This is a genomic window from Streptomyces sp. NPDC046712, assembly GCF_040645695.1.
In the GTDB taxonomy this organism is placed as follows: domain Bacteria; phylum Actinomycetota; class Actinomycetes; order Streptomycetales; family Streptomycetaceae; genus Streptomyces.
Genome location: NZ_JBEYYW010000039.1, coordinates 1 through 26,441, shown reverse-complemented (window position 1 = coordinate 26,441; position 26,441 = coordinate 1). Strand labels below are relative to the sequence as shown.

Below are 26,441 nucleotides of genomic sequence, written 5' to 3'. Positions count from 1 at the left end.
TGGGCCGGCCACCAGCCATCGCCGTTCGCGCGATGGACAGTTCGCGGTTGGCGGTGTCGGCGCGGTGCGACAGCCGGTGCTCTGATCATGTTCGGTAGTCCAGCGGAGGACGGTCAAGCAAGTGGCGAGTGGGCCGTCCCGGTTTCGCTGGACTGTCCACCGGTCGGCCTGTCGGCGGTGACCGGCAACAACTGGGCCCCACGCACACAGCTCCCGGGAGAGGTTCGCTCTCGTGCAGTGCGTAGCTTGAGAATGTATGTCGCGGTGAGCGCAACGGCACGGTCTTCATCACGTGACAGATCTGCGAGAGCACGTGACGTCGTGATCCCCGGGATGTCCGCGAGCGCCTGTGTCAGCCGTAGACGTGCAGACGCTCCGATGGTCTCGCGGGCGAGGCAGTCGACGAGCCCAGTTGCGATCTGATCCGCCAACGCTGGATCACTCGCCAGCGTGCTCAGTGCGTCGGCTGCGTCGGCGTCGTTCCTCTCCTCGACGATCATGTCGATGAGCGTCGGAATCGCGTCGGCTACTCCACGTGCTCCGAGCGCCAGAGCCGCGTACCTGCGGACCACGATGTCGGGGTTCGTGAGGGCGTTCTGCAGCAGCGCGGTCGCCTCGCCGTTCGGAAATTCAGCGATGGACTGGACGGCACGTTTCCGCACCTCGGCCGCAGGTGAGCCGAGGCCCTCCCCCAGCAGTGTCAGCCCGTCCACGCCCGATTGCGCCAGTGCCCAACGAAGGGCTCCGGCGACGTTCGGGTCGGACTCGCTCAGCACGGCCTCGACCAGTGCTTCCACCGGGACGGAAACTTCCTCGGCCGCGGACAGGGCCGCGCGCTGCCGCGCCCCCGCGCTCTTCGACCCCAACGCCCGGAGGAGCGCGACGATCTGGAGGACCTCCTCCCAGCCCGCGGGTTCCGCGGCACCGATCCGACGAAGTCGCGTGAGCATCTCCGTCTCCGCAGCGATGCGCTCTCGCGTCTGGCGGATGAGGTCGGCGACGAGCTCCGCGGGCGCGAAGCCGGGGTCATCGAGCGCGCGCCTGACGTCGCGCAGCGACAGCCCCAATGACCGCAGGCTCTCGATGTGGAAGATTCGCCGGATGTCCTCGCTGGAGTACTCCCGATAGCCCGAATCGGTACGACCTGTTGGCCGCACCAGGTCGAGCGATTCGTAATGCCTGAGCATGCGGGCGCTGACCCCGGACCGTCGCGCGACGTCACCGATCAACAATGCCTACCGCCCCTTCTGGCCGGCCCCGCCGAGGGCGACAATGCGCTTGGCCTCTTCGATCGCGAACTCGAATCCGGCATCCGGGTCGCGCCACAGCCGTTCCGTGGCGATCGCGTGTGTGCGCACACGAGGGTCGGGACCCTTCGTCGCGGCGCCCACTGTCGGCAACATCGCCTCCCCGAGCGCGATCAGCGCCCGGCTGAGGCTCAGTTGCATCTCGCGTTCGCCGCGGCCGAGCTGTGTCGCCAACACTACGGCCAACTCGTGCTCCTCACTTTCGGGCACGAGCACGACCGCTGCCCGCCAGGCGCTCCGGGCCACCTCGTCGTCGGCGTCGGACACCAGCGCCGGTGTGATCGCCGGCCATGCTCGCCGATCCCCGATCTTGGACAGCGTGTGCAACGCCTGGCTCCGGGCCTGCGCACGCTCCGAGCGGACTTCCTCGAGAAGCGCCGGGAGAGTCATCGATGCAGGGTGGCGGGTGAGCGCCCACGTCAGCATTTCGCGCACGTAGAACTCCGGTTCGACCGCGCATCGCTCGATGAGCTCGCCGATGTACCCCGGGTCCGGGATCGTGCCGATCGTCAGAGCTGCCTGCAGCCGGACCGACGAGCTGTTGTTCTCCAGCCCCTGGAGAACACGCAGCGGGTTCAGGTCTTCTTTCGCCAAGGTCATCGGGACCACCTCCTCGACACAGTGAAGGCCTTGTCACTGTGTCAAGGTCAAGCGGAGCCAGGCCGAGAGTTGGCCAGGCACCCTCCGCCCGGCTCAGCAGGTCTTGCCGGCCTGCTCCCGGACCGTGTGGTTGATCCGGTTGAAGAAGTTGGTCATGGCGATCTCCAGGGTGATCGCGCCCAGCTGCTCCTCGTCGAAGTGGTCGGCGGCGGCGTCTCAGATCTCGTCGGTCACGCCCGGTGCGCCGTCCTGGAGCCGGGTGGCGGCCTCGGTCAGGGCGAAAGGGCAGCCCGCTCCTCCTCGGTGTAGAAGGGCGTCTCGCGCCACGCGACCACGTTGTGCAGCTGTTCCTCCAGTCCCGCCCCCGAGGACGACGCGGTGCTCGCCGACTCGGTCGGGCTCGCGCTCCTCGTCGTTCTGGAGTCGCTCGGGCCGAGCGAGCGGCTGGCGTTCGTGCTGCACGACCTGTTCGCGGTGCCGTTCGACGAGATCGGCCAGATCCTCGGCAAGTTCACCGCCGCCACCAAGATGCTCGCCAGCCGCGCCCGCAGGAAGGTGCAGACGATTGAGCGACCGACCGGCGTCGGACGGGAGCAGCGAGATGTGGTCCAAGCCTTCCTGGCAGCGGCTCGCCGCGGCGACTTCGAGGAGTTGCTGCGGGTACTCGACCCCGAGGTGAAACTGACCGTCGACACCTCGTCCGGCCTGGTCGTCCGCCTCGGCGCCACGCAGGTCGCCGCCGGCGCGCAACTGTCCGCCACCGCAGCCACGCAGGGACGGGCAGCGCTCGTCAACGGCCTCCCGGGGATCATGTCCTGGCGCGAGGACGGCACCCCGCTCTCGGTCCTCACGTTCACCGTCGGCGATGGCCGGATCACCGACATCACGGTCGTGATCGACCCGGCCAAGCTCGCGCTGATGGACCTGCCGGATCCGGCGTGAGTCCCTGCCGAGGCAATCGCCGTCCAGTGACCAAGGTCTGTGGACCATTGACCTGTGTCAGGCTGCGGAGGCTTCGCGGCGTACGACGAAGTGGCCGCGTTCGAAGCGGGCTGCCCCGACCCGGACCAGGGCGACGAGGTGCGGCGCGTTCACGGCTCGCCGGCGGGCCTGGGCGGACTCGACGAGGGGTCCGCTGCCGTCCGAACTCCGTCGTCCCTTCGAACTCCCCGGAACCCTGCCTTGTTCGACATCGTGCCGCCGGACAACCGTACTGAGGCGGCGTGACCGTAGGCCGTCCAGGCGTCCGTGAGCCGCGACTCTCGCTCCGACGTCCCCTAGGGGGTGTCTGGCAATTGATCTCGGATGCGCCGTCGGGATCGGGCGGACAGTGAAGTAGCTTTCCAGGGTCGCGAACCTGAGGGGTGGGAGTTGGCATGGAAGTGCAAGGCCCAATTGACTTGATCCACTTGGCAGGCATTGAGGGCAACAGTGTTGTTGTTCGCGTAACAGGCCAAGAAATCGGCGCATCTCAGCACGACCCCCACATCCTGGTCGGCGAGATCAGCGTCGGAACCAGCTTCGTCAAGGGAAGTCTCAAGACTTGGATCTTCCCTCAGGACCTCACCGACTGGGAGACGGCCCTCAGCAGTCTGGCTGGCGGGGAAAGCGTCTCCTGGAGGGAGAACAAGAGAGCAACCGAACTGCACGTTGCCCTCGAAGAGGACCTCGGACGCGCCACGGTTTCGGTTGTCGACCGCTCAATGTCCCTGACGACCGTCCAGGTAACCATTGAATTGGCTGACGGCTGGCTCGAAGACCATCACGCCCGCCTGGACAGAGTCCGGCAGGCGTGGCCCATGCGACGCAACTGAGGATTCACCCCGTGCCCCGCATGCGTTCACGCGGCAAGGGTGGCGCAGCCACAGGACGAGCGAGGCGAGGTGCAGCCCGGCCCAGTAGCGGCCGGCGAGCTTGTCGAACCGCGTTGCGATCGCCCGGAACTGCTTGAGCCGACCGAAGCAGCGCTCCACCACGTTGCGGCCCTTGTATGCCTCCTCGTCGAAAGCCGACGGGCGGCCGCCCAGCGAGCCTCGCCGAAGGCGGTTGGCGACCTGATCGGCACGCTCGGGGAGGGTGGCCCTGATACCGCGGCGCCGCAGCCAGACCCGGATGGCTCGGGAGGAGTACGCCTTGTCTGCCAGGACCCGGTCGGGGCGGGTGCGAGGCCTGCCGCGCCCTGGTCGCGGAACGCGGATCGATGCGGGGCACGCGGACATTCTCCAGCACCGGTTCGAACTGAGGCGAGTCCCCGCACTGCCCAGCGGCCACCAATCGACATGGGCTTACGTCACCGCGCATGGCGCCGCCGAGGTCCTGGAGATCCGGGCCGGTGACTGGTGATCGTTCCGCTGGAGGTGCCGTTGCCCTGCGGAGTGGCTTACTTCTGCGAGTAGTTGTTCGTCAGCTCTCGCCGCTTAACGTAGGCGCTCGCCTCGTCAGTCCACTTGGTGTGCTCGGAATTGTCCTGCGAAGGCCGTCCCGTACTACTGTCGGCGGGGAGGCGAGACGTCCTACGGCCGAACGCACCGCGCCAGCTGGCCGTACTTCATGCCGCTGGAGTAGAGCTGCCCCGCTTGGTTGCGACCCATGAACTTGATGCCGTGGGTGCGGTGCTCCACGAGAGTCAGCCGGATGATCCGGGGGCCGTGTTCGGTTGAGAGCTCAAGGTGGTCACCGGGCTCGAGGTCTTCGGCGAGGACTTCGATCGTCATGGTGGGGATGGTACGGCTTGAGCGTTACCCGGATCAGCGGCGGGACCGAATCATCGACCGCCTCGGGGCGATGCTCGCACTCCACCCCGAACGCGCTTTGCCAAGGGCGCCGTGCTCATCGTGGACGGCCCCCCTGTGCTGGGCCTGCCGATATTCGTTTCGCGTCGCGTGAGAAGCGCCCTACCGTGGCACGGTGACGACTCAGATGATCATTCTCAACGGTGGTTCCAGCTCGGGGAAGTCCGGGATCGTACGGTGTCTGCAGGCCGTACTGCCGGATCCGTGGCTGGCTTTCGGGTGCGATTCGTTCGTCGACGCCATGCCCGCGAAGATGCAGGCGTCGGACGAGGGGATTGTGTTCGCGGCGGATGGCGGGGTCAGCGTCGGGGCTGAGTTCCGGGCGCTGGAGGCGGCCTGGATGGAGGGCGTCGTGGCGATGGCCCGTGCAGGCGCCAGGATCATCGTCGACGACGTCTTTCTCGGAGGCGCGGCGTCCCAGCAGCGATGGCAGAAGGCTCTGCGCGGGCTTGACGTGCTGTGGGTCGGTGTCAGGTGTGAGAGTGCGGTCGCCGCAGGCCGTGAGGTCGCACGAGGAGATCGCACCGAGGGCATGGCCGCGTCGCAGTCGGACGTGGTTCACGAGGGGGTCTTCTACGACCTGGAGGTGGACACGACGCGTACGGAGTCCCTGGTGTGTGCGCGAACCATCGCCACCCACATCAGCTGATCGCCAGTGCCTGACCGGGAAGGTTCACCGGGTTGGGGAGTTCGCGGCCTTGGGCAGCGAGCACCAGACGGGGTGACGGGCGATCCGCTGCGTCCCGGCCCGGATGAAATGGGGCCGGTGCGGGAGTTGGGTGTGGCGACAGGGCGGTCGGGTGATCGTCGTGTCGCCACCGGACTGGCATCGAAAGGCAAACTCATGCCCCTGCTGCGCCTCGGCGTCTCCCTTCGACACAGCGAGCCGCAGACTTCGACGGGCCGTTTGCGACACTGCGCGCAGCGCACTTCACCGGATTCTTCGCCCTCGCGGTGGCCTGGGACCGGCAGACGCTGCTCGCCGTGCGCATGCTGGGCGCACTGTTTGCGCGCGGTTGAAGCGGGAACCCGTCAGTCGATCACAGGGTCGGTCGGCGTTTTCCCACGTCGACGGCGTCCCAGCCGGTTTCGCAAGCCGAGCACGTGGTCGTTCGACAAGGCTCAGTCGTCTGGTGGTGCCGAAGTGGACACGTCGTCGGTGTATCTGCAGCGGGTACTCGGATCGGGCTGCGTGGCCCAGGCCGAGGTCCTCCGCATGGACGGCACGGTACGCACGTCGACGGGCCGGTTGCTGACGACCGTGCAGGAGGGCAGACGGCTGGTAAGGCTGTTCGAGGCGCCGGCGGACACGATCGCCGCGGGGATCACGGTTGGGGGATGCACGTACGTGGCCGCGCAGGCGGATCGGCGTCTCCTGCATGGCAAACGTGGGAGCGCCGGCGTGGTGGTCGTTCGGAATCCGCCGTTCATCGTGGTCGCCCTGTACGAGGAGGGGCACCGTCCGGCGGACGCGGTCCTGGCCGTCGGAAACCTTGCCGACCTTCTGGCGTCACGTGCCGGGGGCCCTGACTCGCCGCCGGGGGACCCGGCGGGCCCGCAGGCCGGGCTCTGACCGCTTCGGTGTCGGGCGGCAAAATCGTGGAATACGTGGGGTGGCACAGCGATCGACCAGGCCCGAGGAGGCCCACGTGTCACAGACCCCGGAGTCCCTGTACGCCCGCATCAGGCAGGAGGTGGCCGCCCGCTCGGACCGGCTGTGGGACGTGAGTCTCGCGCTGCACCGCGAACCGGAGACCGCCTACGAGGAGCACCGGGCGGCCCGCCTGTTGGCAGGCGAACTCGAACAGGAGGGCTTCGAGGTGGAACGCGGGGTGGCCGACCTGCCCACCGCGTTCGTGGCCCGCACGGGGTCGGCCGGCGGGCCACGGGAAGGGCCTTGCGTCGCCCTCCTGATGGAGTACGACGCGCTGCCGCTTCTCGGGCACGCGTGCGGCCACAATCTGATCGCGTCGGCGGGCCTCGGTGCGGCACTCGCCGTACGCGCCGCGGTCGGCGAGGTCGAGGGAACGCTGCTGGCCGTCGGAACCCCGGCTGAGGAGCGCGGCGGCGGCAAAGTCGCGGAGGTGGCGGCGGGGTTGTTCGAGGGAGTCGACGCGGCTCTCATGTTCCATCCGGGTGTCCACGACTGGACATGGGCGCCGCTGACGGCCAGTGCACAGGTCCGGGTGGGGTTTCACGGGCGGGCCGCGCACCCGACCGGCAGCCCGACGGAGGGGATCGACGCGCTGGGCGCGCTGATCCAGCTCTTCAACACGCTCGGCGTGCTGGACAGGCGGCTTCCCATGGGGTCACACATCCAGGGCATCGTGACGGACGGCGGCCGGGCCACGAACATCGTCCCCGAATACGCCGAGGGCCTGTTCGGGTTGCGTGGGGGAACCACATCCGCGCTGGAGGAGCTGGTGGAGGAGTTGCGCTCGTGCGCGCAGGGCGTGGCGTCGGCCACCCGTACCCGGGTGGAGGTGACCGACGTAGGAGGGCGGTACGAGCACTTCCGTGACAACGAGGTGCTGTCGGGCCTGTTCGCCGCCCATCTCGACCGGGCGGGCATCCGGTTGTCGGAGCCCACGGCGGGCGTGTACCTGGGGTCGTCCGACTTCGGAAACGTCAGCACGCGAGTGCCCGGGATCCATCCATGGATCGCCATCATGGGTTCGGACGGATCCGACCATACGCCCGAGTTCGCGGAAGCGGCGGCGGGGCCCCGGGCACGGCGGGTAATGGTGGCCGCGGCCGAGGCGCTGGCGTGCACGGCGGCCGACGTCCTGCTGCGGCCCGATGTGCGGGAGCGGGCCTGGGCGAGTTTGAGGGCGAAGGCCGCCGCGGGGCAGTGACGGCACGGTCCGCGCGGCGGTGTGGGCACGGACGGCGGATGGTGGCCCGGCCTTCAGGCCTTCGGTCCGTTGGCCCTCCGGTCCTTCGCTCCGGGTCTGCAGAGCGGCGCCCACCGCCCCCGGCGCTTGCCGGTCCACCGATCGGCACCGGCCGCCCCCGGCAATTGCTCCGTCCTCAGTCGTCACTCCTCGACGGTCACGCGTACCGTCTTCACCTCGGTGTCGGCCGCGTCCGGTACGACCATGCCGGCGTCGACACCGCTGCGCAGGTAGCTCAAGACCCCGGCATTGAGCCTCTCGCCGGGAAGCGCGGCCGGGATGCCCGGCGGATAGGGCGTGAGCATCTCGGCGCTGACACGGCCGACTGCCTTCTCCCACGGCACCCGCTCGACCCGCCCGAAGAAGGCGTCACGGGGCAGCATGACCTGCTCCAGACGCAGCTCTGCCGGGTCGGGGACGTGCAAGGGGGATGCAGGGCGCAGCTCGTGGACATGTTCGACGACGTCGCTCAGCGCGGCGATCAACGCATCGGCGCTCGAGGCGTCGTCGGCGTGGGTGAGCTGGGCGCTGGTGCGTCGGTGGTCGGACAGATGCAGGTTGATCCGGTGATGTTCGCGGATCCAGTCGGCGATCCGGTAGCCGCTGGTGCCGAGCGTGCTGATGTCGACGATGACCTGAAGGGGGTCGAGGTCGGCTGCGCGACCGGGACCGCAGAAGTCGTCGCGCCCGTGGACGCGCAGCCCGTCGATCTCGGCGATCCGCGCCCGTACCGACTTGGCCAGGGCGAGCGCGTCGCCGTAGAGGGCGTGCCCGTGCTGGACCATCTGGCGGCGCCAGCCGTCCAGGGCCGCGTAGACGAGCACGGAGGGGCTGGTGGTTCCCAGCAGGTCCTCGCGGTTCTTGAGGACCTCGGGTTCGATCAGATCGCCCTGGAGGTGGAAGACCGAGCTCTGTTCGAGCCCTGAGCCCATCTTGTGCACGGAGGTGACACACACGTCCGCGCCGGCGTCCATGGCCCAGGTCGGCAGGTCCGGGTGGAACGGCAGGTGGGCGCCCCATGCCTCGTCGACGATGAGGGGTACGCCGTGCTCGTGGCACGCTTCGGCGATGGCGGGAAGGTCGGAGCAGGTGCCGTAGCGCGTCGGCGTCGTGACCAGGGCTCCCCGCGCGTCGGGGTGGTCGGCGAAGGCGGCGCGGAAGGCTTCCGCGGACGGCGGATGGGCGAGATGACGCTCCGGGTCCCACTGAGGATCCACCCAGATCGGCATGATTCCGGCGAGTACGAGGCCGGACACCACCGACTTGTGGGCGTCTCGTCCAACCAGCAGCTTCTCGTACGGGCCGGCCACGGACAACATGGCGGCCTTGACCGAGAGCGAGCTGCCGCAGGTCGAGAAGAAGGTGTGCTCCGCTCCGACGGCATCCGCCATCAGCTCCTGGGCCTTGGTGATCACGCCCTTGGACGAGGTCCGGTCGTCCAGACCGCTGATGGCGAGGACGTCGGACCGGAACACGCTGTCCCCGAGGATCGCGCGCACGCGCGGGTCCGCGCCGCGCCCCTGTTTGTGGCCGGGCGGCGTGAAAGGGGTCTGGTTCTCCGCGTGGTACGCGGCCAGCGCGTCGAGCACGGGTGCCTTTGAATGGTCCATGGCACTTCGGTTTCCCCCTGAAACAGGGCAAAAACGCCCCCACCCGGCCGCAGGGATGTTGCTTCCTGGCTGCCGCCGCCGGGGTACGTCGGTTCGGTGGCGGGCGACTTCTGGCCTCGCAGTGTGCGTTACGCGGCGGCAGGGAGACGGTCCGCCCCACGGTCCGCCCCTACGCGGCCTCTCGCGCCCAGCAGACCCGGCCTCAGCCGAGCAGCCACCGCTGCATCCACTCCGCGGCGGCGCGGCGGAACAGCCGCCGGTTTTCGGCACGCCGGAAGTCGTGGCCCTCGTCGCGCAGCAGCAGCAGTTCCGCCACCAGCCCGCGTTGACGTGCCGCGCTGACGATCTGCTCGGACTCGCCGGGCGGGACATTCGTGTCGTGTTCCCCGTGCACCGCGAGCAACGGGACGCGCAGTTCGTCGATGCGGCTCATGGGCGACAGCGCCCGCAGCAGCGCGCGGTCCCGGTCAGGATGGCCGTACTTGTGCGCGGCCGATTCGGCGAGCCACGGCTCGGTTCCGGCGAAGAAGGTGGCGAAGTCCGACATCCCGCACACCGTGATGCCCGTACGAAAGAGGTCGGGGTGCCATACGAGAGAGGCCAGTGTGAGGTAGCCGCCGTACGAGTGCCCCATCACGGCGAGCCGGCGGGGGTCTGCGAGGCCTGACGCGACCGCGTGGGTCGCACAGTCGGCGACATCGTCGATCGCGGCGAAGCGGCCTTCGCGCACGTCGGCGTCGACGAAGGAGCGGCCCCAGCCGGAGGAGCCGCGGACGTCGGGAGCGAAGACGTCGATGCCTCGGCCGAGCAGTTCCTGGTACAGCGGGTTGAAGACCGGGCGTTCCTGTTCCTCCGGACCGCCGTGCAGATGCAGGACGCACGGTGCGGGTTCGCCGGGGCCCCGGCCGGGAGCCCGGTGGTACCAGCCGCCGAGGAGCAGCCCGTCGCGGGCCGTCGCACGCAGGGGTACGGGGCGGACGGGCGGGAGGCCTTGGGGGACGGAGTCGGCGTCGCTCGCCGACCATGGGGTACGCGCAGGTGGCGCGGAAGTCGGCACGGACCACACCCCCGGGCGGCGCCGGGAACCCGAAAGCGCGACCACCATGCCGTCCGGCCCCGCCGATGTGACCCGGGTGACCACCTCGTGGGCCAGCTCCACCTCGCGAGGCGGGGGCGGCTCGGTCCACCCGCCAGTGAGAGGAACGGTCTCGAGCACACTCGTCCCCCCGTCGTTCCAGGCCAGGGCCGCTCGCCGACCACTCTCCACGAGGGTGAGCAGTTCGAGATCGCACCCATCCCGCGAGATCACCACGGAGAGGTCCTTCCGCTCGTCGGCGCCGTCGAGGTGGACCGCCAGCAGTGCCGCGAACTCCCGGTCGTGGTTGCTGCGCAGCCACACCGTGCGGGCGTCGGACGAGAAGCGGCCGATCCATGGATCGCCGTCGGCGACCGCCAGCACGCACGTCGGAATCTGGTCGGCCGTCCGCACGACCACGGCCTCGCGCCTCCCTCGGGGCCCGCGGCGCAGCAGGGCCAGGCGCCCGTCCTGGCTGATGTCGCACACGCGCAGCGTCGCCGCCTCGGTCTCGTCGGCCACGAGGACGGGCGCGGTCGTACCGGCGGGATCGACAAGATATGCCGTGAGCCGGTCACGTACCGGCGCCGGTGTCGGGTCGCCCACCTCGCCGGGACGGACGCCGTTGAGGAGGGTGGCGTGTCCGTCGCGTTCCGTCCAGCCGGCGGGGCGGTCGGTGTCGGTGAGCGGGCCGGCTCTCTCCCCCATGGGCTCTGCGACCGTCACCGCCAGGGCCGAGCCGTCCGGCGTCCAGCACCCCAGATAGGCCGAACTCCCCGGTTCCGCCCCTGCCAGGATCCTGCGGCCCGAGCCGTCGGGGCGGACGCAGAGCACGCGCGTGTGGCCGCTCCCGCCGGGGGCCACGGTGTACGCGATCCACCTGCCGTCCGGGGACCAGGAGACCTCCGTGACGTGATCCGGACCGGTGTCCAGCAGGTGCACGTCGTCACTCCCCACCGGCCCCGTCCAGAGCTGCGGCGCGCCGTCGCGGTCGCAGATGAAGGCCACGTGCTCGCCTCGGGGATCGGGAGACGGGTACCAGCAGCCGTGGGCCACCCACGGCCGCGGGGCGTCCCGCGGACCGGCCGCGTCGACGAGCGGCTCCGCCACGGGAGCCGTCGACGCGGGCTCGAAGGTCAGCTGATTCGGTGCGTCTGCAGCCATGTCTCCAACAACGCTACTTGCCACAGGGCGTTCGCCCCACGGTTCGTGCGGTGGTCGTCGGGTGCCGCCAGCAGCGAGGCGACGTACTCGTCACGGAAGACCCCGCGCGCACGGGCCTCCGGCGCGGACAGGGCGTCCCGTACGCGTTCGAGAACGGGACCCGCCATGTGGCGGATGGCCGGCACCGGGAAGTAGCCCTTGGGCCGGTCGACGACATTGCGCGGCAGCACCGTGCGCCCGGCTTCCTTGAGTACGCCCTTGCCACCGTGTGCGAGCTTCAGTTCCGGCGGGCAGGCGGCGGCCAGCTCGACCAGTTCCTGGTCGAGGAACGGCACTCGCGCCTCGAGGCCCCAGTCCATCGTCATGTTGTCGACCCGCTTGACCGGATCGTCGACCAGCATGACGTGCGTGTCGAGCCGAAGCGCCGCGTCGAGTGCGGTCTCGGCGCCCGGGGCGGCCATGTGCCTGTGGACGTACTCGGCGGACGTGTCGTGGTCGGGCAGCATGTGCGGCTGCAGGACCTTCGCGAGATCGGCGTGCGAGCGGTCGAAGTAGACCTCCTCGTAGCGCTGGGGCTCCTGCTCCCGCTCGACATCCGCAAGGGCGGGGTACCAGTGGTAGCCGGCGAACACCTCGTCGGCCCCTTGGCCGCTCTGTACGACGCTGACCTCCTTGGAGACCAGCTCCGACAGCAGGTGGAAGGCGACGACGTCGTGGCTCACCATCGGTTCGCTCATGGCGGCGATCGCGCCGCCCAGGGCGGTGGAGACCCGGTCGGACGGCACCATCAGCTGGTGGTGGTCGGTGTCGAAGTGCCGCGCCACCTGGTCGGAGTAGGCGAATTCGTCACCCTCCTCCCCCGCCTCGGACTCGAAGCCCACGCTGAACGTCGCCAGGTCCTTCTGCCCCTCCTCGGCCAGCAGGGCCACGATGAGGCTGGAGTCCAGGCCGCCCGACAGCAGGACGCCGACGGGCACGTCGGCCACCATCCGTCGGCGCACGGCTGTGCGGAGCGCGTCCAGGACGGCGTCCCGCCAGTCGTCCGGTCTCATCCCGGCGAACGCACTGCGGCGCGTGTAGGAGGGTTGCCAGTAGCGGGTGTCGCGATGTGTGCCGTCCGGTTGCACGACGCGAACGGTGGCCGGCGGAAGCTTGCGTACCCCGGCGAGGACGGTGCGCGGGGCGGCGACCGTCGCGTGCCAGGTCATGTACTGGTGCACGGCTACGGGGTCGAGTGACGTGTCCACCCCGCCGCCCGCGAGGAGGGCCGGGAGCGTGGAGGCGAAGCGCAGACGGCCGGGCAGTTCAGCCAGGTAGAGGGGCTTGATGCCCAGCCGGTCGCGTGCGAGCACGAGCCGGCCCGTATCGTGCTCCACCAACGCCACGGCGAACATGCCGACGAAGTGGTGGACGAAGTCGGCGCCCCACTGGTGGTAGGCCTTGATCACCACTTCGGTGTCGGAGGTGGTGACGAAGTGGTGGCCGAGCTGCCGCAGTTCCTCGCGGAGCTGCTGGTAGTTGTAGATGCAGCCGTTGAAGACGCAGGTCATCGCTGCTTCGCTGTCGGTCATCGGCTGAACTCCCCGCGGCGACAGGTCGATGATCTTCAGGCGTCGGTGTCCGAGGGCGACGGCCCCCTGTGACCACAGTCCCCGACCGTCGGGGCCACGGGCCGCCATCCGGTCGGTCATGCGCTCGACCGCTGCCAGGTCGGGCCGTCCCTCGTCGAAGCGGATCTCGCCGCTCAAGCCGCACACCCGGTACCTCCTCGACGGGCAGACAAATACGCGAGCCTCGACATCGCCCGAGGCGGCGTGGGGCGGAGAAGACACGTGTCTGCACGAACTCTTCTCTTCTCCGCACGTTGTTCGACATCGGCATGCGCTGTTCTTTCGTCCGTATGCCGCCCGCCTGCAACAAGATGTTGCCCACTCGCAATGAGCGGGGTCGGCGGCCAGGCGTGCCGCTGGATCGGAAGCGCCGGTGAGTCACCTCCAGAAGGCCCTCGCCGGTAGGCCCTCTGCTCGGGAGCGGGTCGCCCTGAGCCGCGAGCCTGCCCGCCTGCGACCACTCCAGTCCTCACCACGGGTCTCGGCCAGGAAGAGGTCCACGGCCGCGAGCAGGTCGTCGTCGGACGCCGCCCGGCGAAGGCGGTGCGCGGCGCTGCCGCGGGCAAGGGCATCCTCGGCCAGGCTCTGGGCGGTTTCCCAGTCCCCGTACGCCTCCAGCGTCGGGCGCAGTCGGCGAAGCATGGCGCGTACGACGTCGGGAGCCGGCGCCGGCCGACGGGTGGCGGGGTCGATCAGGTCGCCCTCCAGGCCGGAGCGGGCGGCCCGCCAGGTCGCTGTCCGCAGCCATTCGTGCCTGTCGCCACAGACCGTCCCGCCCGCGGCCTCGGCGTGCGCACACGCGTCGACGACGAGCGCCCGGAACAGGGCCGCGATCAGCACCACCGTCTCGACGCGTGGGCATGCGTCGCAGATCCGCAGTTCGAGCGTCTGCTGATGCGCGGAGGGGCGGACGTCGTAGTAGATCATCCCGGGATCGCTGATGACGCCGGAAACGATCAGTTCGCTGACGGCGGCGTCGTACTCCGCGGCGCCGGTGAAGCATCCGGCCGGTCCCGAGGTGGGCCAGCGCTGCCAGATCATGGTGCGCCAGCTCGCGTAGCCCGTGTCGGCCCCGAGCCAGTAGGGAGAGCTCGCGGACAATGCCAGGAGGGGTGGGAGCCACGGATTCAGGAAGCAGAGCGCCCGTACCGCGGTGTCTCTGTCGGGGATGTCGACATGCACCTGGGCGCCGCATATCAGTTGCTCGTCGGCGACCCGGCGGTACTCCTCCGTCATGGCGTGGTAGCGAGGGTCGTCCGTCGCGTGCACGGCGCCGAGCCGCGCGATCGGGGCCGCGCCGGCTGCCATGATCGCGAGGCCCTGGGAGGAAGCAGCCGCGTCCAGGCGCCGCCGCGACGCCGACAGGTCCACGTACAGCCCGTCGAGGGACGCGTGCACTCCACTGTTCGACTCGACGATCGACTGGGGCAGCTCCTGCGTGAAGTCGCCTCCGTGCCGGGACAGCCGTCTCAGTACAGCGTCGGCCCGGGGAGTCAGCGCGCCGCTCTCGAGGTCGATCACATGGAACTCTTCTTCGACACCCATCCGGACGACCACAGCGACTCCTGCGTAACTCGACGATCTTCGGGCCGACGATCTTCGTGCTGGCTGATGCGGCGTGACCGGCGCCCAGCCTCGGCATGGAGTGCGGGTGCCCCATCGGGCGCGACCTAAGCACTCCCCGCTCATCTGTCACACATACGACTCAATTGAGCACTCATGGTCGGCGACCGCCCCGGCCCGGCGGCGGCGACGGAGAAGCCATGGCCCGCGTGGCGCTGTCCGGGGGCGAAGCCGAGAATGAGAGTCGGACGAGTTCGACATGAAGTCGCCCGCAGAGCGGCGGGAGAGACAGCGATCCCTGCCGGGGGCGCCTGAACCCGCGTGTTGGCCTGGCTACGGGCCGGTCGTTGAGCAGCGCCATGCCGGAGGAAGTGGGAGGCAATTTCTCGCCGCACTGCTGTAGGGACCTAGGTGATCGCGTATGTGCCGATGGCTCGCGTATTCGGGAACGCCCGTGCTGCTCGACACCATCCTGTACAAACCGGCCCACTCGCTGATCGACCAGAGCCGGTACGCCAAGCTCGGCGTGGAGACCACGAACGGCGACGGGTTCGGAATCGGCTGGTACACGAACGAAAGCAGCACCCCAGCGCTTCTCAGAGACGTCGGCCCCGCCTGGAACAATCGTAATCTGCGGGAGTTGGCGGATCACGTTCGCTCCCCGCTGTTCTTCGCCCATATTCGGGCGTCGACCGGGACGGCGGTACAGCAGTCCAACTGCCACCCGTTCCGGCATGGGCGCTGGATGTTCATGCACAACGGCGCCATCGACGGATTCCGCCTCATGCGCCGTGACCTTGCCCTGCTGATCGACCCCGCGCTCTATGCCGACCTCGAAGGAACGACAGACTCCGAGGTGATGTTCTACCTCACCCTCACCTTCGGCCTGGACAAGGACCCGCCCGCGGCGGTGGCCCGGATGGCATGGGCCGTGGAGCGCGCCGGCCGCGACCACGGGGTGGAATTCCCGCTCCAGATGACCATCGCAATCACCGATGGCGTACGCCTCTGGGCCTTCCGCTACTCCAGCGAGCGCGCATCGCGCTCGCTCTTCTACAGCAGCCGAGTGGACGACTTGCGCAGGCTGCATCCCGATGTGGCATTCCTGCGGGACATTTCCCAGGAATCCCGCCTCATCGTGTCCGAACCTCTTGACGACCTGCCCGGCGCCTGGAACGAGGTACCGGAAAGCAGCTACAGACTCGTTCAGCCGGGCGTTGACGAGCTGTACCCCTTCGCCCCAACGCCTCCGGACGGCTATTGATCCGCGGGCGCGGGACGCCGTCGGGGGCCGATGCCTTTGGTCCAGAGACGCCTATGAGGTACACGAAATCCGACCGCCACTTCGGCTCTCTGGACTCGCACCCGCAGGCGATGAAGTGCGCGGGCATCGCCGCCGCGCTCTCGCTACGACCAGAACTCGTCGTACGCCTTCTGATCGGACCAGAGGTCCCAGGCCTCGGTGATCCTTCCGTCTCGGATGTGGAAGACGATCACGTAGTCCATGTCGAGCTTCTTGCCTTCACGCGAGGCCGTGACGTGGAGCAGGGCGACCGTGTGCTTGTCGTTGGCGAGCACATCATGGAGTTGCGGGCGATACGTGCCCCCTGAGAGCTGGAACTCTTTCTGGAACGCAGCGAATGTGGCCTCACGTCCGCGGAACTCGCCGGCCAGCTGGCTCTGGCCGGGGTTATGCCACACCACATCGGGGTGGAACACTTCCGCCAGCGTCTCCATGTCGCCTGCCGTGAAGGCGGCCATGGCCCGTTGAAACACGGCAATGTTCGGGTGATCAGTCATCACAGCCTCCTCCGGCCTCTTGCCCCGCGAACGTAACCGGAATCCAGATGGACAGCCGCAGGCACACCGGCCGGCCGGCCCCGCCTACCCGATCGGGCGCAACGGGAGCCGTGGGCACCTCCGACATCCTCGCGCCGGCTCCGGCTAGGGCGTCGGCGGCGCTTGTCACTGAAGCCGACCGTCACGAGTTGCGCGTTTGACGCCAGCCCGCCACGGGGCTGCACTGGATTCATGGACGCTGTGGCGACTCCGCCCTAGGGAGAGCAGCGATGACGACCATCGAAAGTTTCAGCCTTCTGCAGCCGTACAAGATCGCCGAGGAGACGTTCGTCATCCCGTGGGCCCTCGAAGCCCCGCCGGTCGGCCACTTCCCGATGAACTCGATGGTGATCCGGGGAGCCGAACCGGTCCTCGTGGACACCGGGGCGCCCGCGGTGCGCTCCCAGTGGCTGGAGGCAGCCTGGTCCGTCGTGGATCCTCTGGACGTGCGGTGGATCTTCCTCACCCACGACGACCGTGACCACGCCGGCAACCTCCTGGCGGTCCTCGCGGAATGCCCGAACGCGACCCTGCTGACGACATGGTTCTCCATCGGCCGCATGGCCGAGGAGTGGGAGACTCCCGTCAACCGTTGCCGCTTCATGACCGACGGCGACACGATCGACGCGGGCGACCGCACCCTGGTTGCCAAGCGACCGCCCCTGTACGACAACCCCACCACCCGCGCTCTCTTCGACCCGAAGACCAACGTCCTGTGGGCCGTCGACACCTTCGCCACAAACGTGCCGACCCCCATGCCCGAAACGGCAGCGCTGTCGCCGGACGAATTCCGCGACGGTCAGTTGTTCGGCGGCCGCCTGGTCTCCCCTTGGGTGGCCCTTCTGGACTCTCAGAAGTTCGGGACGGTCGTCACCGACTTCCAACGCCTGAACGCCGAGGTCATCGCCGGCTGCCACTGCCCGGTCCTCCGCGGCTCCCAGATCCCCGAGGCCTACGACGTCCTCCGCCGGCTCCCCGAAGTCCCACCGTGGGCGGAGTTCACCCAGGCCGATCTGGACCAGTGGATGGCGCTTGCCGAGAGCTCGGTCCCGCCGGAGCAGCCGAGGCCCTCGGGGACGTGAGCGGCGCCGGCCCGCGGCATCGGGGTCTGCTGCACTCCGGCGAGACGCACCGCCAACCACGAGGTCGTCAATGCGTGTTGCAGAAGGCTGTGTTCGGGCAGGTAACTGCACTGCTGGTCATGGCGATGGCCTGGTGCGAAAACTGCGTGGCTGTTGCGTTCCCGGCGCCGGTATCGTCCGGTCTCACACCGGCCGTACCAGCGGCCACCCGTGTTCAGAGAGCGATTCACATGACCAGCCGGCGAGCAACGACAACCCTATGGCGCCCCACCGGCCCCGAGGAGCTGGACCTGGTCCGCGAGCTGAACTGGCGTGCTTGGCCGCCGCGGCTCCCCGAGCAGCCGATCTTCTACCCGGTCCTCAACGAGGACTACGCGATCAAGATCGCGAGGGACTGGAACGTCAAGCACAGCGGCGTCGGGTTCGTGACGCGGTTCGAGGTCGAGACGGAGTTCCTGAGCCGGTACCCCGTACAGCAGGCAGGCGGGCGCTCGATCCTGGAGCTCTGGGTTCCGGCCGAGGAGCTCGACCTGTTCAACGCCCACATCGTCGGGAAGATCAAGGTCGTGCACGAGTTCCGCTGAGCGCGGGCGCGCGCGGTGGACCGCGCGCGAGGCCGCGTTCAGCGTGGACGGTCGCCCGGCTCGGCGCAGCCGGGCTGCGCCTGCCGGCCGGGCACCAGCCGTCCGGTCGTGCCCGGCCGGATGTCGCCGGCCGGTCAGTCAGCGGGTCAGCCGGCGTCGGGCTTGCCCTGCCGCATGGCGTCGTGGGCGGCCAGCGCGGCGCGCAGTGTCAGCACATCGGCGCCGCGGGCAGCGTCCAGTCCGGTGAACTCCGTCGCCTTGCGCAGGCGGTAGTCCACCGTGTTCGGGTGCACCTGAAGCCGGGCGGCAGCCCGGCGCCGATCGAGGCCGCATGCGAGGAAGGCGCGTAACGTGTCGAGCAGTTCCGGTCGCGCATCCAGCGGGCCGATCAGCGCGGCAAGTCCTTCCCTGGCCGGGCTCGGGCGGCTCAGCTGGTACTCGAGCAGCACATCGTCGAGCAGGTACAGGCCGGGCCCCCGGCCGGACGCCTCCGCCGTCTCGCGTACCTCGCCGGCCAGCCGGGCGGCCTCCGCAACGCCTTCCGGCGCCGCGGCCACCACCGCGGCCATCAGCTCGGCTCCGCACATCCGGCCGAGCTGCTCGACCAGTTGGGCGAGCCGGTCACGGTCCGCACGGCCGAAGTCGGCGGCCGGCGTCTCGTACGGGATCAGCACAACCCCTCCGTCGCCGGACAGCACGGACAGCGGGACTCCCCTTGTCTGGCGCTGCAGTTCGTTGCGCAGCCGGCGAAGTTTGCGGCGCGCGGCGACCGCGTGGTTCACTCCGGGCGCCAGCTCGTCCGGGTGCGGTCCCATGGTGATGCTCAGCACCAGGTAGCACGGCGGCAGACGGATGCCGGCGCGGTCGGCGGCGGCCTGCGGACTGCCGCCTTCCATCAGCCGGGACAGCAGCGACTGCAGGGCGACCTGCTCGTCGCCCAGGGCCATCTGCCGCTCCTGTACGTACCCGGCTGCGACCTCGCAGCTCACCAGCCGGAGATACGCGAGCAGCTGACGCTGGACCAGCAGCACGTCACCCAGGTCACCCGGCTCGGCCGCCGAGAAGACCTGGGCAGCGCACTCCTCCGCACCCAGGTGGTAGGCGCTGACCACGGCCTCCAGTGGCACGCCCTCGTCGGCACGTCGGGCCGACGACTCGCGGATCGCCGCCTGCTCGGCCTGCCCGGGCAGTTCGCCGCTGCGCAGCACCTCCGCGAAGCTCCGTATGCCGCGTGTCACCTGCTTGGCGATGTCGCCGCCTAGGTGTTCCGACGGCAGCGTTCCGTACACGGGCAGCCGCTCGACGAGCCGGCCCATTACCGCGCGCTCCAGCGTCCCGGCCGCAGCCTGAAGTCGCTTGTGGACCGGAATGCCGCCGAACTGAGGCGCCGAGTCGCGTTCCGCGGCGTTGGATGCGGTCACAATCCACCTCACCAATCTCTGTCGTCCGCCCCGGAGACGTGGCCGCGCGCCGCTTCCATGATGTTCTCCGAGACTCCCCTACTCGGTGGTAACACGTCCGGCGGACAGATGACCAGACGTGGCGGACCGCGGCCACGTCGTTCACCGGACCTCCTCATGCCACCCGACCCGCACCGAAGAGCCGCCATCGAACACCCACCCTCGCGTCAGAGCGACGGCCGGGGGCCGCCCGCCCGGCCGCCGCTGACGCACGGGCCTCCCACGAATCGAGGAACCCATGTCCAAGGCAGTGGTTCGCCTGATCTCCGTCGCTGTCGCCGCCGCGGCGGTCATGACCGCCGCGCCGTCGGCCAACGCCGCCGAGTCCGTGCCTGGGACGACGGCCACGGCGACGGCGAGCGACGCGTTCTACACCTACGACGGCAGCGAGCCGCTGTCTTCGTTCGCGCCCGGCGCCGTCCTGAAGACGCGGACGCTGCAGTACCACCTCATCGGCATTCCCACGCCCCTGAAGGCAGTCCAGCTGCTCTACCGCACGACCGATGCACAGGGCCGGCCGGCCGCCAACGTGACCACGGTGGTGCGCAGTCTGACGGGCGACGGCAGCAAGGCGGTGTCGTACCAGTCGTTCTACGACTCGCTCAACCCGGAGGACGGGCCGTCCCGGGCGATCGCGGGCGACGTCAGCCTGGGCGGCCTCATCCCGAACGTCGAGGCGATCTTCATCGCGCCGTTGCTGGCGCAGGGCTACGACGTCGTCATCCCGGACACCGAGGGCCAGCGGGCGAACTTCGCCGCGGGACCGGAGTACGGGACCAACACGCTGGACTCGATCCGCGCCGCGACCAGGTCGGCGGAGACCGGACTGAACTCCGACACCGCATTCGGGCTCATCGGCTACTCCGGCGGCGCCATCGCGACCAACTGGGCGGCCGCGCTCGCGCCGAGCTACGCGCCGGACGTCAATCGCAAGCTCGTCGGCTACGCCGAGGGCGGCCTGCTGGTGGCCCCGGCGCACAACCTGAAGTACGTGGACGGCTCGCTGGCGTGGTCGGGTGTCATCCCCATGGCGGTCATCGGAGCATCCCGCTCCTACGACATCGACCTCAGGCCCTACCTCAGCGGCTACGGCCTGGAGGTGTACAAGGAGCTGGAGCAGGGGTCGATCATCGACGCCCTGGGTCACTACCCCGGGCTGACCTGGAAGAAGATGGCGAAGCCGGAGTACGCCGACCCCAACTCGATTCCCGCGTTCCTGGAGGCGGTGAACAAGCTCAACCTCGGCTCCGCCGCCACTCCGACCATTCCCGGATTCATCGCCCAGGGCAACGCGGGCGTCCTGGAAGGGACTTTCAGCCATCACCCGGGAATCGGGACGGGCGACGGTGTGATGGTGGCCGGCGACGTGCGAACGCTCGCCCGTCAGTACTGCGCCACCGGCGACCAGGCCGTCAAGTACAGCCAGTACGGGCTGCTCAGCCACCTGGGCGCTCCCGTCGTCTGGGCGCCCCACGCGCTGGGCTGGCTCAACGACCGCTTCGCCGGAAGGACGGCCCCGTCCGACTGCGGCCGCATCCCCGCCGGCAACTCACTGGCGCCGGAGAAGCCCGCATCACTGTCCTGAGCATCGTCCCTCCGGGCGATCTTCCCGGGGTCCGAGGCGGGTCTGGGCCGCCAGGACGGCTTCGGCGTAGCGTCCCGCCCACGCGCCCATCGTGCGGATCGGGCCCAGCAGCGCGGTGCCCGCCTCGGTGAGGGAGTAGTCGACGCGCGGTGGGGCCTCGGCATACGCCTGGCGTACGACCAGGCCGTTGTACTCGAGGCGGCGCAGGGCTTCGTTGAGGACCTTGGGGCTGATCCCGCCGATGCGGGTGATCAGCGCCCGCGGCCTCATGGGTCCGCTCTCGCCGAGGATGTACACGATCACGCTGTCCCAGCGGTTCGACAGCACTTCGAAGGCCACCCTCGCCTGGCAGTCCGCGGCGTACTCGCCCCCGCCCAGGTCCTCGCCCAGGTCCTGTTCCTCTTCCTCCACCGCTCCGTCGACCATGCGCTCATCCTGCCCCGCCGATGCACACCATGTGGTGTGCATCGGCGCGTCTAGCGTCCTTTCCATCACACCCCGCACATCCCGCGGTACGGACGACAGGAGCAAGCACATGCGCATCGGCATTCTTGGAACAGGGGCTATGGCCACGGCCCTCGGCGCGGCCTGGGTACGGGCCGGCCATGACGTTCGGGTGGGCGGTCGGGACACCGAGGCGGCCTCCCGGACCGCCCGGCGCACCGGCGCCTCCGGGCACGGCAGCCTCGCCGAGGCCGCGGCCCACGGGGAGGTGGTACTGACCGCCGTACCGGCGGACGCCGCACCGCAGTTGGCCACGGAGCTGGCACACCTGCTCGCGGGACGGACGTTGATCGACTGCACCGTTCCGATGGCGCCGGGCGCGGACGGCCCGGCGCTGACCACGGGCGGCGGCGCCACCTCCGTCGCCCGGCTCATCGCGGACGCCGCCCCCGGCGCCGATGTGGTGAAGGCATTCGGAGTGTGCCACGAGAGCATCTGGACCCTGGACCGGCCGGCCTTCGAAGGGGCCCCACTGGCGGTGCCGTTCTGCACCGACCAGCCGGGCGCCGCCACGCGGGTGGCTGAGCTCATCGCCTCCATGGGCTGCACGCCGCTGCCCTGCGGCGGCCTCGGCCGTGCCTCCCTGCTGGAGGCCACCGCCGTCTTCGCCGTCGGTGTCTGGTGGTCGGGCGCCGAGGCCCGCTTCGCGTTTCCGGCCCCGGCTCTGGCCCCGGGGGCCGTGGACGACTAGGACGTTGTCCGGTCGACGACAGGGGCCCGGTCTGGTGGGATCGGGAGACTACGAGGGCGGGGTGTAGTGAACGACCGTGGTCTCGCAGGTCTCGGCGTACACCTTCCATCCGTCCTGGTCGGACCCTGCGGGCGGGCGGTCTGTCGGTGTTTCACCTACCGGAGCCGGGCCAGGGATTGGGCCCGGCTCCAGTGACGTGTGGTCCTCCACCGATCTCAGTGTTTGGAGGCTGCCGGACAGTTCGCAGCGCTGTGGTTCGGGTCAGTTCGCGTCGCGGGGGTCGAAGGACTCGGTGTCGATGGTCAGCGGTTCGGGGAAAGCCTTGGCGACGGCGTCCCAGCGGACGAACTTGAAGTTGGTGCCTGCCCGGTCGCCGTCGACGGGGGTGGCTTCGCCGTCGTGGGTGATCAGCATGCCCTTGGGGAAGTTCGGGCCCAGGGGGACGTTGACCACGGTGGAGCCGTCGGAGTGCTGGACGCCGTCGACCGTTCCGTCGCCGACGCGGAAGGAGCCGACATAGTCGTTGTCGCCGTCGCGCTCGTAGATGGCGAAGGTGTTGTCGCCCTGGCTGGAGGCGAGGACGTACCCCTTGCCGTCCTCGGCGTGATAGACGGTGACACCCTCCGCGTCAGCCCGCAGGTGCTCACCGCCGAAACCGGGGTCGCCGGCCGTGTCGAGGACGCACTCTTCCTCCGCCGCGTCGTACGTCCACGGCGTGCCGTACTCACGGACGCGGTCCACCAGCTCCGGGTCCTCGAACTCTTCGTCGTCCAGGTCGATTCGCCACAGGCCCACCCGCTCCTGGGCGGCGTAGAGGACGTGCTCCTCGAGGTCGACAGCCATGCCCTCGACCTGGGGGCGGTCGCCAGGGTCCGCGCACGGGGTCCATGCCTTGCCGTCGGGCAGGGTGAAGGTGGCGGGCAGGTCGAGGGTGTCCTCGGTCCGGTAGCCGACGCGTCCGCCGCGGTCCTCCAGCCGCAGCAGCCTCAGTCGGGTCTCCGCGCGCCGCGAGACCACCACGTAGGCGTCGTCGTCATCGCTGAAGGCGGTCAGGCCGTAGGACGTGTGCTGGTCTTCCACCTCGGCCTCGTCGGCGGCGAAGACCGGTGCGGCGTCGGAGGCCGTCACGTCCTTCAGCGGCGGCCTGCCGGCGGCTACGGCGGCCGGGTCGATGGCGTAGGCGCGAACGCGGTCACGGCCCCGGTCACTGACGAGGGCCAGGTCCGTCTTCCGGCCGCCGAGCTCGAACCCGTACACGATGTCGACGTTGTTGAAGCGGCCCGGCTTGGCGTCCTCGTTCGGTGCTTGGGGCGCCGAAATGTGCTGCAGGCGCCGGCCGTCGAGTCCATAGACGTCGAGGCCGGCCTCCTTCAGCGCGCCGACGACGATGCTGCGTCCGGGATTCCTGGGGTCGACCCACACGGCCGGGTCGTCGGCGTCGGCATTGCCGCCGGCCTCGTCGTCGTAAACCACGGGAGTCTCCACGGCGGCCGTGACGGTCACCGGGGCCACGGGGCCGGTGGTCAGGGTGAACGCGGTGGCAAGTGCGGTCAGGGTGCTGAGAGCGAAGGCGCTCACGTTACTCCTTGGTAGATTCGTGGACGCCCGGGACACTATGGGGACTTCGCGAAGACATGGGTACGTGATCATTAACGCGGGGTGACCTTTGAGATCGGCTTGTGCGTCGACCCGGCGGTGCAGCGAAAGGGCGTTGGGGCGGCGCTGCGACGGGGACGCGGGGGCTGAGAGGCCCGGTGCGCATGGTCTCCGCTCCCGTCCGAAGGCCCCCTGGGCTCGCCGACTGCCATCACCATCGGGCTTCTGCGCCGACGACCAGCACCGCCCGAGGATGTGCGATCCCGGCCGGGGTCTGCATAGCTCGTGGCACAGGACGTACTCACTGACCCAGCGGTCCCTCCGCTGCCTCAGACCGGTGACGCAGTTACTCAGTCTCACGAACGTGGACTCGCGCTCCTTTGGCCCGACCCTCCAGCGCGATGGCTGTAGTAGCGGCACGGTGTGTCCACGCGGGACGGACGCCGGCGTTTCCGGCGAGGAAGGCTGGCGTGATCTGGTCGAACGCCCTGCGTGCGCTGCTGTACTGCGCTTATGACAGATCAGGAGCAGTGCACGGTGGTTCGGTCCGGGGAGTACCAAGGGATCCAGGGCGGGATGTTCGGGGCAGGCATCAGCGCGCAGTCCGCCGGGGCTGAGCGGTTGTGTCTGCACCGGCTGGTGATGCCCGGCGGCAGCCGGGGCCGCCCTCACCTGCACGAGGGGCACGAGTCGGCCATCTTCATCCAGTCCGGTCAGGTCGAGGTGTGGCACGGCCAGGACCTGGCCGAGCATGTGGTCCTGCGCGCGGGCGACTACATCCACATCCCCGCTGACACTCCGCACATGCCCGTGAACACCGGCGTCGAGGACATGGTGTGCGTGGTCGCGCGGACCGACCCCAACGAGCAGGAAGGTGTCCGACTGCTCGACCTGCCGGCCTGGCTGGAGACTCGAGTCGGCCCCTACCCGGTTGGAGCCGGGTGACGTGCCGACTTCGTGCAGGCGGCGGCAGATTCTGCCAAGGGTGCGTGCAGTGGCCCCACGGCCTGAGAACGATCATGGTCGGCTAGCGCCGGGCGAACAGAACAAGGGGATCGGCCTGCCGCCGCCGGACGACTCACCGAGCGGGGCATGACTGTCCTGTTCGGCGCCGGGTCCAGCAGAAGGGCGACGAGGCCGCCGCGGGTCGGTGCAGGTCAGGGATTCCCTGCCGGCGCGGTAGGAGCCCGCAGGAGGTCTCGCCAGTCGGCAGGCCAATTGGCCAGCGCGAGAATGCCCATGATGAGAAGGTGGGTCGGCGCGGCCCAGCTCTCCACCGCCGGGTCATGGTTGACGATGTGGGTGGTGACCGCGCCGGTGAGCACGAACATCAGCGTCGTGGCACCCAGGAAGCGTGCTCGCCGGTCGGGGATCACGAGCAGGACGGCGGCGACGCCTTCCAGGGCGCCGACCACGAAGCGCATCCAGGCCGGGTAACCCCAGTCGACGAACTTCGCGGAGTACGCCGAGCTGAATATCGTGTCGCCTGGCCAGTACTTGGTCACGGCGCCCAGCGCGAACTCAAAGGCCAGGAACCAGTACAGACCGGTCATCAGTCTCTTCGACATACTCGTCCGTTCAGGAGGATTGGGCAGGGTCAGGCCTCCGCACGGCAATGGCACTGCCGCCGGAGTCTTTGCTTTCGGGGGTCAGCCCCGCAGGGTCGCGATGGCCTTCTCGATACGCCGCTGGCGCGTCTCGGGCCTCTTCGCGCTCTCGATGGCGCGCACGTGCTCGTGCTTGCGGCTATAGGCAAGGTTGTCGTACGCGGCGCGGGCGACCGGGTCGTCATCCAGGGCTCGGGCGAAGTCCGGGGGCTCAACGACGACGCGCGGCTCGGTGTCGAGCTCCAGCTCGACCTCGACTTCCTCGCCGATCGCGACACCCGCGGCCTGCCGGTTGGCGTTGCTGAGGCCGAGCAGGTGGCGGCCTCGCATGATGGCGACCCGGCTCTTCCAGGAATGCCCGTTGACCGTGATCGTCACTGGCGGCCGCGCGCCCCCGCCGAGCGCTGCTACCACCTCGGGCGGAACTACCAGGCCCCGCATGGGCTCCGGCGGCTCGACGTGGGTCCAAAACTTCATGATCTTTCTCCTGTTGTTGTCCCGGCTCACCTCGGATCCGGCCCGTCCGGCTCCGATAGCCGCTCCCAGTTCCCACAGATGTATCTGCGCCGGACATCCGGGCCAGGGCCCGGCTGTCACATCGGCGCGTGTTCGCCGGTCAATCGGTATGACAGGGCCGGGAGTCAGGACGGCGTGGGGGTGAGCGACGGGGCGGCTTCCCAGGCGAATCCGTCCGGGTCGGTGAAGGTGTCGGCGGTGCTGCCGAGGACGATGCGGTGCGAGCCGGTGCCGTCGGCGGGGACGCCGAGGTCCTTGGCCAGGGCACGGCGCTTGTACAGCGCCAGCTTGACGGGGCTGGACTGACCGGGGGTGAACTCGGCGTACTTGCCGCCGAAGCTTTTGGCCACGGTCAGGCCCCG

General features: G+C 69.5%; 23 protein-coding genes and 5 pseudogenes. 11 read left to right on the top strand and 17 right to left on the bottom strand.

From position 1 onward, the window contains the following. Window positions 1-113: 113 nt before the first annotated feature. From ABZ939_RS33985 to ABZ939_RS33975, 3 genes and pseudogenes are all read right to left on the bottom strand, one after another. Window positions 114-1,232, bottom strand: a complete 1,119-nt coding sequence (locus ABZ939_RS33985) for a MerR family transcriptional regulator (protein ID WP_361863967.1) — start codon at window positions 1,230-1,232, stop codon at window positions 114-116. A gap of 3 nt (window positions 1,233-1,235) precedes the next feature. After that, the gene (locus ABZ939_RS33980) at window positions 1,236-1,907 is read right to left on the bottom strand and encodes a HEAT repeat domain-containing protein (RefSeq protein WP_361863965.1); all 672 of its coding nucleotides are present in this window, start codon (window positions 1,905-1,907) and stop codon (window positions 1,236-1,238) included. Window positions 1,908-2,000: 93 nt separating this feature from the next. Continuing rightward, window positions 2,001-2,260, bottom strand: a pseudogene (locus ABZ939_RS33975) (carboxymuconolactone decarboxylase family protein); the annotation flags it as partial. A 4-nt stretch (window positions 2,261-2,264) separates the two neighbouring features. On the opposite strand from ABZ939_RS33975, the pseudogene ABZ939_RS33970 reads away from it, so the two are divergent. Further along, a pseudogene (locus ABZ939_RS33970) lies at window positions 2,265-2,849 on the top strand (sigma factor-like helix-turn-helix DNA-binding protein); the annotation flags it as partial. A gap of 57 nt (window positions 2,850-2,906) precedes the next feature. Here ABZ939_RS33970 and ABZ939_RS33965 read toward each other — a convergent pair. Continuing rightward, window positions 2,907-3,035, bottom strand: a pseudogene (locus ABZ939_RS33965) (IS256 family transposase); the annotation flags it as partial. Between the two features lie 248 nt (window positions 3,036-3,283). Here ABZ939_RS33965 and ABZ939_RS33960 point away from each other — a divergent pair. Next, the gene (locus tag ABZ939_RS33960) at window positions 3,284-3,721 is read left to right on the top strand and encodes a DUF5959 family protein (protein WP_361863963.1); all 438 of its coding nucleotides are present in this window, start codon (window positions 3,284-3,286) and stop codon (window positions 3,719-3,721) included. 30 nt (window positions 3,722-3,751) lie between these two features. Here ABZ939_RS33960 and ABZ939_RS33955 read toward each other — a convergent pair. Then, window positions 3,752-4,105, bottom strand: a pseudogene (locus tag ABZ939_RS33955) (transposase); the annotation flags it as partial. Window positions 4,106-4,420: 315 nt separating this feature from the next. Further along, complete coding sequence (locus ABZ939_RS33950; RefSeq protein ID WP_361863961.1) at window positions 4,421-4,621, bottom strand: hypothetical protein; 201 nt, start codon at window positions 4,619-4,621, stop codon at window positions 4,421-4,423. A 193-nt stretch (window positions 4,622-4,814) separates the two neighbouring features. Here ABZ939_RS33950 and cpt point away from each other — a divergent pair, with 193 nt between their 5' ends. From cpt to ABZ939_RS33935, 3 genes are all read left to right on the top strand, one after another. After that, window positions 4,815-5,348 carry a chloramphenicol phosphotransferase CPT gene (gene cpt / locus ABZ939_RS33945; protein WP_361863959.1) on the top strand — a complete coding sequence of 178 codons (534 nt, stop codon included), beginning with the start codon at window positions 4,815-4,817 and terminating at the stop codon, window positions 5,346-5,348. A gap of 495 nt (window positions 5,349-5,843) precedes the next feature. Then, complete coding sequence (locus tag ABZ939_RS33940) at window positions 5,844-6,272, top strand: profilin (RefSeq protein ID WP_361863957.1); 429 nt, start codon at window positions 5,844-5,846, stop codon at window positions 6,270-6,272. Between the two features lie 76 nt (window positions 6,273-6,348). After that, window positions 6,349-7,554, top strand: a complete 1,206-nt coding sequence (locus tag ABZ939_RS33935; RefSeq protein ID WP_361863955.1) for an amidohydrolase — start codon at window positions 6,349-6,351, stop codon at window positions 7,552-7,554. 182 nt (window positions 7,555-7,736) lie between these two features. Here the strand turns inward: ABZ939_RS33935 and ABZ939_RS33930 are convergent, their stop codons facing one another. From ABZ939_RS33930 to ABZ939_RS33915, 4 genes are all read right to left on the bottom strand, one after another. Further along, complete coding sequence (locus tag ABZ939_RS33930) at window positions 7,737-9,203, bottom strand: ornithine decarboxylase (protein WP_361863953.1); 1,467 nt, start codon at window positions 9,201-9,203, stop codon at window positions 7,737-7,739. Between the two features lie 202 nt (window positions 9,204-9,405). Beyond that, window positions 9,406-11,442 (bottom strand): prolyl oligopeptidase family serine peptidase, encoded by a 2,037-nt coding sequence (locus ABZ939_RS33925; RefSeq protein WP_361863951.1) that lies wholly within the window; start codon window positions 11,440-11,442, stop codon window positions 9,406-9,408. Then, the gene (locus tag ABZ939_RS33920; RefSeq protein WP_361863949.1) at window positions 11,415-13,199 is read right to left on the bottom strand and encodes an N-acetylglutaminylglutamine amidotransferase; all 1,785 of its coding nucleotides are present in this window, start codon (window positions 13,197-13,199) and stop codon (window positions 11,415-11,417) included. Before ABZ939_RS33920 ends, ABZ939_RS33925 begins: the two co-directional genes overlap by 28 nt. Window positions 13,200-13,430: 231 nt before the next feature. Next, entirely contained in the window at window positions 13,431-14,597 is a 1,167-nt protein-coding gene (locus ABZ939_RS33915) for a glutamate--cysteine ligase (protein WP_361863947.1), read from the bottom strand. 439 nt (window positions 14,598-15,036) lie between these two features. Between ABZ939_RS33915 and ABZ939_RS33910 the strand changes: the two genes are divergently transcribed. Continuing rightward, a complete protein-coding gene (locus ABZ939_RS33910; RefSeq protein WP_361863945.1) occupies window positions 15,037-15,879 on the top strand; it encodes a class II glutamine amidotransferase in 843 nt (280 codons plus the stop codon). Window positions 15,880-16,022: 143 nt separating this feature from the next. On the opposite strand, the gene ABZ939_RS33905 is transcribed toward ABZ939_RS33910, so the two are convergent. Further along, window positions 16,023-16,415: a nuclear transport factor 2 family protein gene (locus ABZ939_RS33905; protein ID WP_361863943.1), complete on the bottom strand. Its 393-nt coding sequence runs from the start codon at window positions 16,413-16,415 to the stop codon at window positions 16,023-16,025. A 269-nt stretch (window positions 16,416-16,684) separates the two neighbouring features. On the opposite strand from ABZ939_RS33905, the gene ABZ939_RS33900 reads away from it, so the two are divergent. Together ABZ939_RS33900 and ABZ939_RS33895 are read left to right on the top strand one after the other, a co-directional pair. Continuing rightward, on the top strand, window positions 16,685-17,536 hold the full coding sequence (locus ABZ939_RS33900) for an MBL fold metallo-hydrolase (RefSeq protein WP_361863941.1): 852 nt from the start codon (window positions 16,685-16,687) through the stop codon (window positions 17,534-17,536). 230 nt (window positions 17,537-17,766) lie between these two features. After that, window positions 17,767-18,120, top strand: a complete 354-nt coding sequence (locus ABZ939_RS33895; protein WP_361863939.1) for a hypothetical protein — start codon at window positions 17,767-17,769, stop codon at window positions 18,118-18,120. A gap of 146 nt (window positions 18,121-18,266) precedes the next feature. Here ABZ939_RS33895 and ABZ939_RS33890 read toward each other — a convergent pair whose 3' ends face one another. After that, on the bottom strand, window positions 18,267-19,541 hold the full coding sequence (locus ABZ939_RS33890; protein WP_361863937.1) for a helix-turn-helix domain-containing protein: 1,275 nt from the start codon (window positions 19,539-19,541) through the stop codon (window positions 18,267-18,269). A gap of 277 nt (window positions 19,542-19,818) precedes the next feature. Here ABZ939_RS33890 and ABZ939_RS33885 point away from each other — a divergent pair, with 277 nt between their 5' ends. After that, the gene (locus ABZ939_RS33885) at window positions 19,819-21,165 is read left to right on the top strand and encodes a lipase family protein (RefSeq protein WP_361863935.1); all 1,347 of its coding nucleotides are present in this window, start codon (window positions 19,819-19,821) and stop codon (window positions 21,163-21,165) included. Here the strand turns inward: ABZ939_RS33885 and ABZ939_RS33880 are convergent. Beyond that, window positions 21,154-21,591 carry a helix-turn-helix domain-containing protein gene (locus tag ABZ939_RS33880; RefSeq protein ID WP_361863933.1) on the bottom strand — a complete coding sequence of 146 codons (438 nt, stop codon included), beginning with the start codon at window positions 21,589-21,591 and terminating at the stop codon, window positions 21,154-21,156. The genes ABZ939_RS33885 and ABZ939_RS33880 overlap by 12 nt on opposite strands. On the opposite strand from ABZ939_RS33880, the gene ABZ939_RS33875 reads away from it, so the two are divergent. Beyond that, window positions 21,590-22,360: an NAD(P)-binding domain-containing protein gene (locus tag ABZ939_RS33875; RefSeq protein WP_361863931.1), complete on the top strand. Its 771-nt coding sequence runs from the start codon at window positions 21,590-21,592 to the stop codon at window positions 22,358-22,360. The genes ABZ939_RS33880 and ABZ939_RS33875 overlap by 2 nt on opposite strands. A 261-nt stretch (window positions 22,361-22,621) precedes the next feature. Here the strand turns inward: ABZ939_RS33875 and ABZ939_RS33870 are convergent, their stop codons facing one another. Further along, window positions 22,622-23,938 carry a phytase gene (locus tag ABZ939_RS33870; protein WP_361863929.1) on the bottom strand — a complete coding sequence of 439 codons (1,317 nt, stop codon included), beginning with the start codon at window positions 23,936-23,938 and terminating at the stop codon, window positions 22,622-22,624. A 531-nt stretch (window positions 23,939-24,469) separates the two neighbouring features. On the opposite strand from ABZ939_RS33870, the gene ABZ939_RS33865 reads away from it, so the two are divergent. After that, entirely contained in the window at window positions 24,470-24,901 is a 432-nt protein-coding gene (locus ABZ939_RS33865) for a cupin domain-containing protein (protein ID WP_361863927.1), read from the top strand. Window positions 24,902-25,113: 212 nt separating this feature from the next. On the opposite strand, the gene ABZ939_RS33860 is transcribed toward ABZ939_RS33865, so the two are convergent. The 3 genes and pseudogenes from ABZ939_RS33860 to ABZ939_RS33850 all read right to left on the bottom strand — a co-directional run. Then, on the bottom strand, window positions 25,114-25,509 hold the full coding sequence (locus tag ABZ939_RS33860) for a DoxX family protein (protein WP_361863925.1): 396 nt from the start codon (window positions 25,507-25,509) through the stop codon (window positions 25,114-25,116). 96 nt (window positions 25,510-25,605) lie between these two features. Further along, a complete protein-coding gene (locus ABZ939_RS33855; RefSeq protein ID WP_361863923.1) occupies window positions 25,606-26,040 on the bottom strand; it encodes a YdeI/OmpD-associated family protein in 435 nt (144 codons plus the stop codon). A 164-nt stretch (window positions 26,041-26,204) separates the two neighbouring features. Continuing rightward, window positions 26,205-26,441, bottom strand: a pseudogene (locus ABZ939_RS33850) (glyoxalase); the annotation flags it as partial.